This window comes from Bradyrhizobium sp. CCBAU 53338 (assembly GCF_015291665.1).
GTDB lineage: Bacteria > Pseudomonadota > Alphaproteobacteria > Rhizobiales > Xanthobacteraceae > Bradyrhizobium.
Window position 1 is genome coordinate 5895983 of record NZ_CP030048.1, and the last position, 14398, is coordinate 5910380.

Consider the following 14398-nt stretch of genomic DNA (forward strand, 5'->3'; position numbering starts at 1 on the left):
ATGGCGTACTGAAATACCTATATCAGATGTTATGTATACAGGCTTAAGGCAGGTGGTCATTCCCCGCGAAAGCGGGGAATCCAGTATTCCGCGGCGGTCATTAGTTCGCGCAACTTCCGTCACGGCGTACTGGATCACCCGCTTTCGCGGGTGATGACACCTGTTGATATGGCGGACGCCCTACGCCCCGAACACCTTCTTCAACCCCGCCTGGGCCTCTTCCTGAATCCGCTTCAGATGCTCGGTGCTGCGGAAGCTTTCGGCGTAGATCTTGTACACATCCTCGGTGCCCGACGGCCGCGCAGCGAACCAGCCGTAATCGGTTTCGACCTTGATGCCGCCGAACGACTGGCCGTTTCCGGGGGCCTTGCTCAGCGTCGCGCGAACGGGATCGCCGGCGAGATCCTTCAGGCCGAGTTGCTCGGGCGTGACGGACTTCAGGATGTTCTTCTGCGGTCCGGTCGCGGCGACGTCGATGCGCGCGTAGTGCGGCACGCCGAGCTCGGCGGTGAGATCATTGAACAGTTGGCTCGGATCGCGGCCGGTCCTGGCCATGATCTCGGCAGCGAGCAGGCCGAGGATGATGCCGTCCTTGTCGGTGGTCCACACCGTGCCGTCGCGGCGCAGGAACGAGGCCCCTGCACTCTCCTCGCCGCCGAAGCCGAAGCCGCCCGTGAGGAGGCCGTCGACGAACCATTTGAAGCCGACCGGCGTCTCCACCAGCTTGCGGCCGAGCTTCCTGGCGACACGGTCGATGATCGAGCTCGACACCACGGTCTTGCCGATCGCGGCGTCCCTGCCCCAGTTCGGGCGGTGCGCGAACAGATAGGAGATCGCGGTTGCCAGATAGTGGTTCGGGTTCATCAACCCGCCGGTGCGGGTGACGATGCCGTGACGGTCGGCGTCGGTATCGTTGGCGAAGGCGACGTCGAAGCGGTCGCGCATCGCGATCAGGCTCGCCATCGCGTAGGGCGAGGAGCAGTCCATGCGGATCTTGCCGTCCCAGTCGACAGTCATGAAGCGGAAGGTCGGATCGATCGCCTCGTTCACCACGGTCGCCTCGAGGCCGTAGCGTTCGATGATCGGATGCCAGTAGTGCACGGCCGCGCCGCCGAGCGGATCGATGCCGATATTGATGCCGGCGGATCTGACGAGTTCGAGATCGACGACGTTGCCGAGATCGGCGACATAAGGCGTGATGTAGTCGTAGGCGTGGACCGTCGAGGATTTCAGCGCCTTGGCGTAGTCGATGCGCTTCACGCCCTCGAGGCCATCGGCGAGATAGGCGTTGGCGCGCTTCTCGACGACGCCCGTGACGTCGGTGTCGGCCGGGCCGCCGTGCGGAGGATTGTATTTGTAGCCGCCGTCTTCAGGCGGATTGTGCGAGGGCGTGACGACGACGCCGTCCGCAAGGCCCGAGGTGCGGCCCTTGTTGTAGGTCAGGATCGCATGCGAGATCACGGGCGTCGGCGTGTAGCCGTGATCCTTGTCGATCATGATGTCGACGCCGTTGGCCGCGAACACCTCTACCGCGCTCGCGAGCGCCGGCTCGGCCAGCGCATGGGTGTCGATGCCGATGAAGAGCGGGCCGGTCAGTCCCTTCTCTTTCCTGTAGTCGCAGATGGCCTGCGTGGTCGCGAGGATATGGCCCTCGTTGAAGCTGCTCTTCAGCGAGGTGCCGCGATGGCCGGAGGTTCCGAACGCCACCCGCTGAGCCGGATCGGCCGGATCGGGCCGGTTGGCGAAATAGGCAGTGACCAGCCGTGGCACGTTGGCGAGCGCGCCTGGTGCAACCGGCTTGCCCGCCGCGGGATCAACTTCTGCCATTGCAACTCCTCTGTACCTCAAGACGACAGTTCGAAGCACCATACCATCGGCCGACCGATCGCCAAGCCGGCTGCCGGACCGATGTCACGTTCCGGTCACGATCAACCGACAACGCCAGCCGGTGCCGGATGATCCACGACGACCGCATGGCGCTCTCGTACTTTGGTCCCGGATCAGGGTTGATACAGGACAAAGACGCCGTAGCACGGTGCGGGGCACGCTCATCGCCGTTTGATCAAGAAACGCCGGAGCTTGCGGCAATCGCCGCATATCCCACAGGGGGTGAATTCAAGATGACTGGACGTCTGATCTTCGTGCTCATGCTGGGTTTGGCCACGTCGCCCGCCGTCGCAGAAGGCGATGCAGCCGCGGGCAAGACCATCTTCCAGCGCACCTGCGAGAACTGCCACGCCACGGTGATCGGAGTGAACAAGATCGGCCCGAGCCTCTGGAACGTCGTCGGCCGCACGCCCGCCACTATCCCGGACTTTGCGTACTCCGACGCCATGAAGGCCAACAAGCAGACCTGGACCCCGACGACGCTGGACGCCTATCTCGCCGATCCTCGTGGCGACGTCCACGGCGTCAAGATGTTCTTCAGGGGGTTGCCGAGTCCCGGGGATCGATCCGACGTCATCACTTATCTTCAGACGCTGAAGTAAAGGATCGGGACGGACGCCAGATCCGCCCAATGCCACGTTCGCGGGCTCGCGCGATTCTGCTATGATTCTGGCGGCCAGGGAGAACCGACCGCCATGAACGTCGCGCGCTGGCATCTGCCCGTGCTGATCCTGCTTACCATCGCGGCAACTGCGGCTCGCGCGAACGCCGCCGAGTTCTACACTGAGGATCTGCGCATTCCGATGACGGAGGCCGGACCGCAGGGGCTGGAGGCGTTCCTGGTTCGCCCTGTCGGCACCAGGCGCTATCCGCTTGCGCTGCTGAGCCACGGCTCGCCGCGCAGCTTCGACGACCGCGCCACCATGACGGCTCACAAATATTACGGCATCGCGCTGGAATATGCCCGGCGCGGCTTTGCCGCGCTGATCGTGATGCGGCGCGGCTATGGCACCTCGCCGGGGGGGCGCGTCGACAGCGTCGGCGGCTGTGCCAATGCCGCTTATCTGCCGGCAGCCGCGGTCGCGGTTGCGGATTTGCGCGCCGCGATCGATGCGATGGCCCGACGGGGCGACGTCACCACGTCAGGCATGATCGCAGCCGGCCATTCCGCTGGCGGGCTCGCCACCGTCGCGCTGGCGGCCCAGGCTCCGGCGGGTCTGGTCGCCGCGATCAATTTTGCCGGCGGCCGCGGCTCGCGCGACGATGACGACGTCTGCAACGAGGATGGCCTGGTCCGGACCTTCGCCAGCCTCGGCAGGACCTCGCGCGTGCCGATGCTGTGGGTCTATGCGGCCAATGATTCCTATTTCGGCCCCGACCTGGCGCGCCGCCTCTATGACGGGTTTCGCACCAGCGGCGGCAACGCAAAGTTCGTCGTCGCGCCGCGTTACGGCGACGACGGCCACTATCTCTATTCCGTGGTCGGCCGCCCGCAATGGACGCCCTATCTCGACGCCTTCCTGCGCGAGCGCGGGATCGCCCAGGCCGTGCTGAGCCCGCCCGATCCGCTGCCGCCGCCGAGCCATTTCAATGACGCGGCGAAAGCCGAATTTGCGCGCTATCTCGCCAGCACGTCGCCGCACAAGGCCTTTGCCGTGTCGCCGAACGGCGGCTACGGCTGGCGTTCGGGCCGCAACACCGTGGACGAGGCGCAACGCGATTCACTCGCGGCCTGCATGAAATGGTCGCCGACCTGCACGCTCTACGCGGTCGACGACCGGCTCTCCTCCGGCAACGTGCAGGGGGCGTCAACCGAACAGGTCTTTCGCGCGCGATAGCGCGGCACCGGCATGACGAGGGCTGAGCTAGAGACGCTCGCTGAGCGCGAGCTTGTAGCCGACGCCGGTGACGGTGGCGATGACGGGCGTGCCGCTGCCGACGAGCTTGCGGCGCAGCCGCGCCACCAGCGCATCGACGGTGCGGATGTCGACCTCGGCCTGACGGTTGCTGACGACCTCGATCAGATAGTCGCGGCTGAGCGGCCGTCCGTCCGCACCGACGAGGGCGGCGAGCAGGTCGAACTCCGCACGCGTCAGCGCCACCGGCTTGCCGTCGCTGCCGAGCAGCTCGCGCCGCGTCAGGTCGATGATCCAGTCGCCGAAGGCGATCGAATTGTGGTTGCGCGCGGCCTTGCGGTCGATCGAGCGGCGTCGCAGCACGCTGCGCGCACGCGCCAGCAGATCGCGCAGATTGATCGGCTTGGTGACGTAGTGATCGCCGGCGATCTCGAGACCAAGAATGCGATCGACGTCGGTGTCGCGGCGGGTCACGAAGATGATGCCCGCGTTGCTGGTCGCCTGGATCTCCTTGGCGAGCTCGAAGCCGTCGCCGTCGGGCAACTGCACGTCGAGGAAGACGAGGTCGGTGCGCGCGCGCAGCGCCTGGCGGCATTCCGCGCAGGTGCCGGCGCCGACCACCTCGAAATTGTTCTCGCTGAAGTAACCGACCAGCATCGTCCGGGTCACGGGGTCGTCTTCGACCACGATCAATCGCTCGCGTCCGATGGGACGCAATTCCTGAAGTGCGGAATCAGCCACGATGTTGGATATCCTGTGTGCCTGCGACCCGGTCTGCAAATTCGGGTCGCTGCGCGATGCGCCGTCCTGTGAACGAACATTCACGGCTTATTCGATCCCCCGAAATTGCCTGCCGGAATACTAGGCGTGTTGTGTGCCCCGAACAATATAGGTCACAGTCCTGAAGCATTAACTATGAATTGCCCCACACTTCTCATCGAGCGCATCGTTGTTGCCCGGCACAACAGTTCCGTTCATCCGAAGGCCGATTCAACCGCACTGGAGTAGACGCCATGGAAGTCATCCTGCTCGGCACCGGCGGCCCGCGCCCGGACCCGCGCCGCATGGCGACGACCACGCTGATCAGGCTCGGCGAGGAAAACATCCTGTTCGACGCCGGCCGCGGCGTCGTTGTGCAGCTCAGCAAGGCCGGCGTGCCGCTCGGTGCCATCAACACGGTCTTTCTCACGCACCACCATTTCGACCACATCGGCGACCTCTACGATGTGATGCTGAATTCATGGATGCACGGGCGCAAGGACGATCTGCGCATCTTTGGACCTCCCGACACCGAACGGCTCGTCAACACGCTGGTCACCCAGGTCTACGACAAGGACATCGCCTGGCGCGATCAGGGCGAGCCGACCTTCGGCGGCTGGAAGCCGGTGGTCGCAACCGACATCGTTCCGGGCCCGGTCCTCGACACCGGTCGCTGGAAGATCAGCGCCGAGCTCGTCTCGCACGGCGACGGCCTCGACATGTCACCGGCGTTTCTCGCGCGCTGGATGTGCCTCGGCTATCGCTTCGAGGCCGAGGGCAAGGTCATTGCCATTTCAGGCGACACCGTCCCCTGCCCCGGACTCGAGCGGCTGGCTGATGGCGCCGACCTGCTGGTTCAGGTTTGCTTTCTGGCAACGCCGGAGATCAACAATGAGCACTCCAGGAGGCTCGCGAAATACACGCTCGCTTGCGGCGACACGGTCGGCAAGGTCGCGGCCAAGGCCGGCGTCAAGAAGCTGGCGCTGACCCATCACCGCCCCCGCACCGACGATGCCATGCTGGATGCGCTGCTCGCCGACGTCAGGCGCGACTATGACGGTCCCGTCGTGCTCGGCGAGGATCTCACGCGCATCGAGGTGTAAAAGCTCAAGACGTTCCCACGTCGATCCGGAACGACAGGCACTCCTCCGCGCCGGGCGCGATATGCATCAGGCCCGGCTTGTCGGTGAATTCTCCGTCGAAGTTTTTGGGACTGGCATAGCCGCGCCAGGGCTCGATGCAGAGGAACGGTGCGCCCGATGGTTTCGACCAGACACCGAGTTCGCGAAAGCCGCGCCAGGACATTTCGAGCCAGGGGCCGCTGCCATCCGCGGCGGCATAGCGGACCGCATGGCTGTTGACGGGATCGAAGATGACTGCGTCGCTGGTGAACAGGCCCTCGGACAGAGGAAGCACCTTGCCCTCGACCAGGCTCGGATCCGTTGCGGCGAGCAGGAGCCCGCCCTCGACACGGCGAACCGGCGCCGGCTCCTCGTTCGTGAAGGTCAGCGCGTAGCTCTCCTTCGGCACGCCGGGCCGAAGCGGCCAGTTGAAAGCGGGATGACCGCCGAGCGACACCGGCAAGGTTTCGCCGCCGGTGTTGACGACCGTGAGCGAGAGATCAAGACCGGCATCGTCGAGCGTGTAGGTGGCCGTCAGGCGGAATGCGAATGGATAAAGCGCGCGCGTGGCTGCGCTGTCTTCGAGCACCAGCGAGCACCGGCCTTCGCCACGTTCGGCCCAGACGAAACGGCTGTCGCGCGCAAAGCCGTGCTGGGTTATCCGGTAGGTCCTGCCCCGATGCCGCATTTCGTCATTGGCGAGGCGTCCGACGATCGGAAACAATAGCGGGGCATGGCGTTGCCATTCCGGGCCGGCCTGCCAGACGAATTCAGTGCCGCCTTCGTGCCTGAGCGAGCACATCTCGGCGCCATGCGCCTTGACGGTCGCGGTGAGGGAGCCGCTTCGAAGCGTGTGTGTGTCGTCGGTCATGATCATCTCCATCGCGGCAGCCGACGGGATCATACCGCATCGGAAACGGTTTCGCCCGCCTCGCGAAGAGGCGGGCGACCATCAATGCCGCGGGAGTTCTCAGGCCTGAGCGGACCGCCCCACGCTCTCATAAATGAAGCCGGCGGCAGCCATCTCTTCGGGGCGGTAGATGTTGCGGAGATCGACGACAATGGGCTGGGCCATGGTCGCCTTCAGCCGGTCGAGATCGAGCGCGCGGAACTGCACCCATTCGGTGACGATGACAAGCGCATCGGCGCCTTGCGCGCAGGAATAGGCGTCCTCGCAATAGGTGATGTTGGGAAGTTCACCCTTGGCCTGCTCCATGCCGACGGGGTCGAACGCCTTGACCTTCGCGCCCATGTCGATGAGGCCCGTGACGAGCGGGATCGACGGCGCATCGCGCATGTCGTCGGTGTCGGGCTTGAAGGTCAGACCCAGCACCGCGATGGTCTTGCCGCGCAAGCTACCGCCGAGCGCCTGGCTCACTTTCCGCGCCATCGCGCGCTTGCGGTTCTCGTTCACGGCAAGCACGGACTCGACGATGCGCAAGGACACGTCGTAGTCCTGCGCGATCTTGATCAGCGCCTTGGTGTCCTTCGGGAAGCAGGAGCCGCCGAAGCCGGGACCGGCATGCAGGAATTTGGTGCCGATACGGTTGTCCAGGCCAATGCCGCGCGCGACTTCCTGCACGTTGGCGCCGACCTTCTCTGAGAGGTCCGCGATCTCGTTGATGAAGGTGATCTTGGTCGCGAGGAACGCGTTCGCCGCATATTTGATCATCTCGGCGGTACGGCGCGCGGTGAACATCAGCGGCGCCTGGTTCAGCGACAGCGGGCGGTAGATGTCGCCCATCACCTTGCGGCCGCGCTCGTCGGAGGTGCCGACCACGACGCGATCGGGGAACTTGAAGTCGCGGATCGCGGCGCCCTCGCGCAGGAATTCGGGATTGGAGGCGACGACGACGTCGGCCTTCGGATTGGTCTCGCGGATGATGCGCTCGACCTCGTCGCCGGTGCCGACCGGCACGGTCGACTTGGTCACCACGACGGTGAAGCCGGACAGCGACTGCGCGATCTCCTTCGCGGCGGCGTAGACATAGGAGAGATCGGCGTGACCGTCGCCGCGACGGGACGGCGTGCCGACCGCGATGAACACGGCATCGGCCTCTGCGACCGGCCTGGACAGATCGGTTGTGAAGTCGAGCCGCTTGGCCTTCACATTGGTCGCGACCAGTTCGTCGAGGCCGGGCTCGTAGATCGGAATCTCGCCGCGATGAAGCGCTGCAATCTTCTTCTCGTCCTTGTCGACGCAGGTGACGTCGTGACCGAAATCCGCAAAACAGGCTCCGGACACCAGTCCCACATAACCCGTGCCGATCATCGCGATGCGCATGAAAAACTCTTTCCGTTGAAGACGGATGTTCCACTGAACACCCTAGACCATTTCTCTATCCGGTCGCACGCCCAACATTAGGGCAGTCTGCTTCGCGAACCGAACAAACCTTAACCGTCGCGCGTGACAGGCAGACCAATCGAACGGGACGGCATGATCGCAGAGATCGACCTCGCCCAGATCCATCGTAACGCAACGATGCACTGCCATCGGCGACGTCCCGTCGAGCGAGATCGCTCGCCATCATGCTCGACGAGTTCCACGAGCGTTCGATGTGGCGATCAAACGCCGTGGTACTTTCGGTACCATTCGACGAAACGAGCGAGGCCTTCCGCGATCGAGGTCGACGGCGCGAAACCGACGTCGCGCTGGAGCGGGGAAATGTCCGCGCGCGTCTCCAGCACGTCGCCCGCCTGCATCGGCAGGAGCTCGCGGATCGCAGGCTTGCCGATGATCTTCTCGAGCGTCTCGACGAACTCGAGCAGCTTCACTGACTTGTTGTTGCCGATGTTGTAGACGCGATACGGCGCATAGCTCGTCGAATTTTCCGGCGCTTCGGCGTTCCACGCGGGATTTGGCGTCGCGGGCCGATCAAGGGTGCGAACCACGCCTTCGACGATGTCGTCGACATAGGTGAAATCGCGCCACATGTCGCCATTGTTGAAAATCTTGATCGGCTCATTCGCGAATATCGCGCGCGTGAACAGCCAGGCGGCCATATCGGGCCGACCCCACGGGCCGTAAACGGTGAAGAAGCGAAGACCTGTCACCGGCAGCTTGTGAACATGCGCAAAGGTGTGCGCCATCAGCTCGTTGGCCTTCTTGCTCGCGGCATAGAGGCTGACCGGGTGGTTGACCGATTGTTCGGTCGAATACGGCAAGGTGCGATTGGCGCCATAGACCGAGCTCGACGAAGCGTAGACGAGATGTGCCAGGCCACGACGCCGGCCGGCCTCGAGCACGGTGACGAATCCGTCGCAATTGGCGCGAATGCTGGTGATGGGATCGTCGATCGAGGCGCGGACACCCGGCTGCGCCGCGAGATGCACGACCCGATCGGGTGCGGCCTCATCGAAGACGCGTATCACCGCGGCAAAATCAGCCAGGTCGATCTCGTGGAAGCTGAAGCCGGGACGGTGCCTGAGCGTTTCGAGGCGCGCGCGCTTCAGCGCCGGATCGTAATACGGCGTGAGCGCATCGACGCCAACGACCTGTTCGCCGCGCGCCAACAGCCGTTCGCAAACATGCATTCCGATAAAGCCGGCAGCGCCAGTAACCAGCACAGGGGCCAAGGCCAATCTCTCCGCTGTTTCATTTCTTCTGCACTGCAATGCCAGACTGGACCGGCAGAGGCAAGGCTTCAAACCCGCACGAACCGAGCCGCGGAAATCATGCTGCCGGCATTCGCGATCAGCTGCGCTGGTTTGCGGAAACGGGAAAGCAGGGATGCGAAATCGAAAGTCCGCGATCCTGAGCGAACCGGCGAAATACCAGCCGCACTTCCTCCGGCTGGGAACACATCTTGTCCAGCAACAACACCCGCGTCGCCACCGGCGCAGCCTGATAGATCACAACGGCTGTAGGAAGCTGTCGGGCGCCGACAATATCGACGAAGTCATCGAGCGTCTGTTGCCTGAGCTTTTCAGGCAAGAAGTTGTACGCCCGCAACGCAAGAGGCGCGCGGAAAAGTTGCACCCACATCTCGTGTGGCGCAAGAGCGTAGGATTGGGTCAAATAGGAAATGGCGCTTGGACCGAAGCCGAGCGTGCGAGTTTCCGCCCAATAGAGCGCCAGCCAGCCGATCGATTCCGCAGGTGAGCAGGCGATCAGCCGCTTGGCCGCATCCGTGACGTCCGGCAGCCTCAGATCCATGGCCGCCGCGTCGCCAGCTTCGAAGGCATTGCTCAACAGCCGCAGCCGGATCAAGAGCACATTGCGCCTCAGCTTCGGGTCGCAGAACCAGCCCGCGTCGCTGCCGACACGGCTCACGATCTGGTCGAGCGCCGCACTGTCGTAGCGCTCGCCGCGCATCAGATGCGAGGCAATATCCTGCAAAGTCGGCCGGAACGTATAGGTTGCGACCGATGTCAGCCAGGCCAGCGCGATCACCACGAGGACGGCATTGAGAACAGCGGCCGAGATCACCACCGGCCGCCGCGCAACACGCGATGCGTCAGCTCTGCTCAATGTAGTAGTCAGAGTAATGCCGCCCCTTATACGACTCGATCCGCTTCAGCGTTTTCGGATTGGCTCTATTGAGAACGATTCCGACGATCTTGCTCTTGAAGACTTCCAGGTCCGTGAGGGACTCGTGGACCGCCGCCCGGCGCGTCTTGCCCCATTCGACGACGTAGACGATGGCGTCGATCAAATGGCCCGCCGCCTTGGCGTCCGTCACCGGCAGCACGGGGGCCAGATCCATGAAGATGTAGTCATACTGCTTGCGGGCGGACCTGAGGAAATCCGCCATCGCGGGAGAGGCGAGCAGATCGGCAGAATTCACCAATCGCGTCTGCACGACCGAAGGCAGGAAATTGAGCTTCGAGTGGCGATCGACCTGGACGTGCCGCTCGAACTGGTTCGGCTCCGAAAGGGCCTCGACCAATCCGGTCTTGGCAGCGGGAGCAAGCTTGCGTGTCAAAGCCTGCGTGTGCAGGTCGCCGTCGATCAACAGCGTGCGGTGTCCCGTGAGCGAGGCCAGGTGAGCGAGATTGGCAGCGACCGTCGTCTTGCCTTCCTTCGGCAGCGAGGAGACGATGGCGATGACATTGGTCTCTCTCGACAATCGCGCGAGGTCGACCGCCGTCTTCACGTTCCGCAGCGTCTCCGCGTAGCGCGAGAACGGGTGCTCAAGGGCATATCGGACGAGGGCTGCACCGCCGGCGTCCGAAGACCCGTCCAGCCCATCCGAATGAATTTCGGGCAGCGTTCCGAGGCACTGGAGCGCAGTCTCGCCCTCCACTTCCAGGGGGGTCCGCAGCACTTCGGTGAGCAGCTCCTTCGCCACGGCGCCACCGACGCCGAAACACAGCCCGCCGACCAGGCCGCCAAGCAGGAGCAGGCCGATCCTCGGCCAGCTCTTCTTGTCCGGCTTTTGCGCCGTGCTGATGATCCGCGCTTCGCTGATCGGGAAGCTCTGGTTCTGCGTGGCTTCCTGGAGTTGCTGGAGGAAATTGTTGTACAGGGTACGATAAGTATCGGCGGCGCTTTCGAGATTGCGCAGCTTCACCTGGGCCTGGCTCGCGCTGCTGGATTCGCTAACGAGCTTGTTCAGATCGCCGTCAAGCGAGCTCTCTCGGCTGCGCGCAATCTCGTAATCGCTCTTGTAGGCATCGGCGATCCGCTTGACTTCATCCTTGATGGCCCGCTTCAGCTCCTGCATTCGCGAAGCCAGGTTGACCGAGGCCTGGTGATCCTTCCCGTACTTGCTGGACCAGTCGGCATATTGAGCCGCGAGATCAAGATATTGTGCGCGCAGACGCGTGATCACCGTATTGTTGAGCGCGTCCGTGACCGTGGGCTGGGCGAGATCCTGGTCCGTGATCGCATTGATCCGGTCGAGGCGCGCCTTGGCCTCGGCCGTGGCGGCCCGGGCCTGAATCAGCTGGGTATTGACGTCGGACAATTGCTGCTCGCTCATCAGCCCCTTGCTCGTTCCGACGATATTGTTCTGGGCCTTGAAGGTCTGGACCGCACGGTCGGCATCCATGGCCTGCTGCTGCAGCTCCGCGCTGCGCCGCTGCAACCACTCGCTGGCCCGTTTGGTCGACTGGTATTTGGCCTCGAGAACGCCGACCATATATTGGTCGGCCAGGGCGTTGGCGATGCGCGCCGCCTTGTCCGGGTCCGTGGACTTGAAAGACAGGGTCAGAACGTAGGTCACGCCGACCCGCTCCACCTTCAAATTCTTCTTCATCGCGGCGACGACCATCCGCTTGACGAAGTCCTTGGATTCGGGCTCGGCAAGTCCAAGCGCGCCCACGACGGCACCGATGATGTGAGAGAGCAGATTGCCTTCGACATACTCGGGGTCGCTCGTCAGCTTCATCGAATCGGCGACCGAACGGACGAGGTCGTCGGACGAGAGAATTTCAACCTGGCTTTCCACGAAGCCGGGATCGATCAGCGTACTGTTGGCGTCCGTGGACTTGCTCAGCAGTTGCGCCTGACGCGTGTCCACCAGAATGCTGGTGGAGGCCGTGTAGTAAGGGGTGGCCGTCAGCGAGTACGCCACAACCAGAGCGAGACAGCAGCCGACGACGGTGGCAATCAAGGGCCACTGCCGGCGAACGATATCCACCGCGCGCTCGAACGTCAGCACGGCCGTGTTGAACGGGAACGTCAGAGGCTGGCCGGGCTCAAAGTTGCTGCGAGGCTGATACATGTTGCACTTTTATCGCGGGGGGGTCTCAAGAGGAACCGGAATGGGGGCGAATGGATCGGCGAGGTCGGTGTTCCACTCGCCGGTGAATAATGAATTGGGCTGATTTGCCGGAGCGCTTTGCACGGGAAGTTGCGGCGCCGTGTCAGAATCAACCGAACCATAGCCGGCGCTCACGGAGGAGTCCTGCAAGTTTCGCGTGAAGGCGATGATGCTTTGCACGGCCTTGGGATCGACGGGACCGCAATGCTGCGCGGCGCGGGCAAGGCCACGACCGATCGCGGCGCGATTCGAGTCAGGCGCGAGTTGCACCAGCTTTTTGATCGCGGGCAGAAGATCCGGATCACTCGCCAGATACTCGGTCACCTTCTGCTCGATCTTGGATCGATCATTCTTCGCGTATTTCAATAGATGATCCGGATCGTCGGCGAACAAGCGAAGCTCCAGAGACGGAGTTCGCAAGAGAAGCGGCAAACAGCCAGACGCCGCGGCCGGCGAAACACCGACCACGGCGAACACGAACGCAAGCACAAAGCGTGCCATTACGTGGGCTCACCCAAGGTGAACCAGGATCCACAACGCCAGGAAGTCAACTGATGTCACCGTCAATGTCTGTCCGAGAACGCTCGCTTAACAGACAAATACGGCAAGTGTTTGTGCGTTGCAAAAAGATTTGTGTCTTGTCTAGTTGGAGTCGTTCTTCGCGCTCCCAAGCGCGGCAAAATCGCGATGATCCTGCTTGGCAATGGAAACCCAGAAGCGAGGATTCTCGGCCGACTCCATCGACACCCACTGATAGTCGACGCCGCCCCACCTCCGAACGTCCGAGGCGAGATTGTCCAAAATGTAATCACCGTCTTGCAGCCGCGCGACGAGCACGAGATGGCCGCCGGTCGGCGCATAGACGACCGCCAAACGCAGGGCGCTCGCGGGCCAGCCCCTGGCGATGAGCATGTGTCGCTTGGTCACCGCATAGTCATTGCAGTCACCGGACGCCGGCGAGATCGCCCAGCGGGCCAAGATGGGGTCCGTGGATTTGGCCAGCGGATGAATGCTCTGGTTCGCCGTCGCATTGACTTCGGCCAACGCCGCGAGGGCCTCATCCCGTGCCGGCAACCGTGCTTCCGAGGAGCTCGGCTCGCACTCCGCGGGATTGTTCATGCAGAACTTCACGAACTGGAGCGGAGCCAGCACGTTCTGCGCCTCTTTCAGGAATGCCCCCGAAGGCGCCGTCGCCTGCTCAGCCGCATAGCACGGCATTGACAGCCCAACGACGAGCCAAGCCGCAATCAGATGCCGTTTCATCACCACCTCCAACGAAACATTCGATGGAACGAGCGTAGTGTCGAAACTTCTCAGCCTGATTGCGCAATTTCGTAAAATTGCACCGAACCGAAGGATCGGCCTTCAGTTCGTCGGGCTGATTGGAGCAAGTGTGTTGGTCGAAGCGCTCGATGCGGCGGCGAAAAAGGTCGTCGTCGTCGCTGTTGACGCTCCGGAAAAAGTAGTGGTGTCGGAAGTACTTACGCCTCCCGACGATTGAGGGGCAGCTGACCCCCGTCCGCCGCCTACGACCGATTCACCGTTGGGATCAGACCCCGGAACAGCGTTGGTCGGAACATCTCCCGTGATGCTTTCGAAGGACTGAATAAGGTCGCGGTTCTCGGTTTTGAGGACCGCTTCCTGGATCAACGTTGCGGTCGCCGGATGCGATACGACGCAGGTCGCCGCGGCCGTTCCGAGCCCCGCGCCGATTGCGCGATTCTGACTCGGCGAGCCTGCGCTCGACAGCGATTGGATCCCCTCCAACGTCTCAGGGCGCATCGTCGCGAAGTCCCGGATGGTCGCCGAAAGCTTGCCCTCGTCACCCTCCGGGTAACCGCTCAGCAAGCCGCTCGGGTTGTCGAGAAATTGTGTCGCCCGCTCGGCATTCATCCCGCCGGCCAGAGGCGCGCATGAAACGTCGACCGCAGTCGCCGCGTGGGACAATGAGGGCGCGAGTGAAAAGGGAACCAAAAGCAGCCACACACTAACCTTCATTTTGGCAACCTCTTTTCGAATTTCATACGTGTAGAAGTCTCATTTGTATAAGCGAATTCCCCAACGGGGT

Annotated in this window: 13 protein-coding genes; 3 read left to right on the forward strand and 10 right to left on the reverse strand. The window is 63.1% G+C overall.

Annotated features, from left to right (window positions below):
- Positions 1 to 180 precede the first annotated feature (180 nt).
- Complete coding sequence (gene pgm, locus XH90_RS27610; protein ID WP_194477444.1) at positions 181 to 1827, reverse strand: phosphoglucomutase (alpha-D-glucose-1,6-bisphosphate-dependent); 1647 nt, start codon at positions 1825 to 1827, stop codon at positions 181 to 183.
- Positions 1828 to 2120: 293 nt separating this feature from the next.
- Between pgm and XH90_RS27615 the strand changes: the two genes are divergently transcribed.
- A complete protein-coding gene (locus tag XH90_RS27615; RefSeq protein ID WP_194477445.1) occupies positions 2121 to 2489 on the forward strand; it encodes a cytochrome c family protein in 369 nt (122 codons plus the stop codon).
- 93 nt (positions 2490 to 2582) lie between these two features.
- Positions 2583 to 3725: a S9 family peptidase gene (locus XH90_RS27620; RefSeq protein ID WP_194477446.1), complete on the forward strand. Its 1143-nt coding sequence runs from the start codon at positions 2583 to 2585 to the stop codon at positions 3723 to 3725.
- A gap of 27 nt (positions 3726 to 3752) precedes the next feature.
- Here XH90_RS27620 and XH90_RS27625 read toward each other — a convergent pair whose 3' ends face one another.
- Complete coding sequence (locus XH90_RS27625) at positions 3753 to 4568, reverse strand: response regulator transcription factor (protein WP_194477447.1); 816 nt, start codon at positions 4566 to 4568, stop codon at positions 3753 to 3755.
- Positions 4569 to 4756: 188 nt separating this feature from the next.
- Between XH90_RS27625 and XH90_RS27630 the strand changes: the two genes are divergently transcribed.
- A complete protein-coding gene (locus XH90_RS27630) occupies positions 4757 to 5605 on the forward strand; it encodes an MBL fold metallo-hydrolase (RefSeq protein WP_194477448.1) in 849 nt (282 codons plus the stop codon).
- A gap of 4 nt (positions 5606 to 5609) precedes the next feature.
- Here the strand turns inward: XH90_RS27630 and XH90_RS27635 are convergent, their stop codons facing one another.
- The 8 genes from XH90_RS27635 to XH90_RS27670 all read right to left on the reverse strand — a co-directional run bounded on the left by XH90_RS27635 (position 5610) and on the right by XH90_RS27670 (position 14328).
- Positions 5610 to 6494, reverse strand: a complete 885-nt coding sequence (locus XH90_RS27635; protein WP_194477449.1) for an aldose 1-epimerase family protein — start codon at positions 6492 to 6494, stop codon at positions 5610 to 5612.
- A 99-nt stretch (positions 6495 to 6593) separates the two neighbouring features.
- Positions 6594 to 7907 (reverse strand): UDP-glucose/GDP-mannose dehydrogenase family protein, encoded by a 1314-nt coding sequence (locus XH90_RS27640; protein ID WP_194477450.1) that lies wholly within the window; start codon positions 7905 to 7907, stop codon positions 6594 to 6596.
- Between the two features lie 281 nt (positions 7908 to 8188).
- A complete protein-coding gene (locus XH90_RS27645; RefSeq protein WP_194477451.1) occupies positions 8189 to 9199 on the reverse strand; it encodes an NAD-dependent epimerase in 1011 nt (336 codons plus the stop codon).
- A 118-nt stretch (positions 9200 to 9317) separates the two neighbouring features.
- Entirely contained in the window at positions 9318 to 10055 is a 738-nt protein-coding gene (locus tag XH90_RS27650; RefSeq protein WP_194477452.1) for a hypothetical protein, read from the reverse strand.
- A 25-nt stretch (positions 10056 to 10080) separates the two neighbouring features.
- On the reverse strand, positions 10081 to 12291 hold the full coding sequence (locus XH90_RS27655) for an AAA family ATPase (RefSeq protein WP_194477453.1): 2211 nt from the start codon (positions 12289 to 12291) through the stop codon (positions 10081 to 10083).
- 9 nt (positions 12292 to 12300) lie between these two features.
- A complete protein-coding gene (locus XH90_RS27660) occupies positions 12301 to 12831 on the reverse strand; it encodes a hypothetical protein (protein ID WP_194477454.1) in 531 nt (176 codons plus the stop codon).
- Between the two features lie 141 nt (positions 12832 to 12972).
- Positions 12973 to 13599, reverse strand: coding sequence for a transglutaminase-like cysteine peptidase (locus XH90_RS27665; protein ID WP_246755904.1), 627 nt, complete (start codon positions 13597 to 13599; stop codon positions 12973 to 12975).
- A 96-nt stretch (positions 13600 to 13695) separates the two neighbouring features.
- A complete protein-coding gene (locus tag XH90_RS27670; RefSeq protein ID WP_194477455.1) occupies positions 13696 to 14328 on the reverse strand; it encodes a hypothetical protein in 633 nt (210 codons plus the stop codon).
- Positions 14329 to 14398 lie beyond the last annotated feature (70 nt).